The sequence below is a fragment of the Bacillus pretiosus genome (assembly GCF_051294775.1).
Taxonomy (GTDB): Bacteria; Bacillota; Bacilli; order Bacillales; family Bacillaceae_G; genus Bacillus_A; species Bacillus_A wiedmannii.
Window position 1 is genome coordinate 1 of the sequence record NZ_JBPPHF010000228.1, and the last position, 301, is coordinate 301.

General features: G+C 40.9%; 1 pseudogene. It reads right to left on the bottom strand.

From position 1 onward, the window contains the following. Window positions 1-272: pseudogene (locus ACSG5Z_RS30645) on the bottom strand (RNA-binding protein); the annotation flags it as partial. Window positions 273-301 lie beyond the last annotated feature (29 nt).

The following is a 301-nucleotide window of genomic DNA, read 5'->3' on the forward strand; positions in this document are numbered from 1 at the left end:
GTTGGGTGAGTACCAAGTTGCATTGTAAGTACTTGTATACGCTCGGACTTTCCGTTTTTAGTCGGGAATTGCTTTTCGGATACGACTGTAATCAAACCTTTTCCTACAGTACGCTCACGTTTCATACGGGCTAATTCCTCTAGTTCATGTTCACGTACTCGCTCAAATTGATTAAAGTTTGTTTCTGAGAGTGTGTCACTTTGTGGTGTCTCTGATTCAAAAGCCAGTCCAAGTTCTTCTACAGGTTGAGTGTTTGTCTTATCTTCCGCCATTATATTTTCCTCCTAGAACGTAAAAAAGG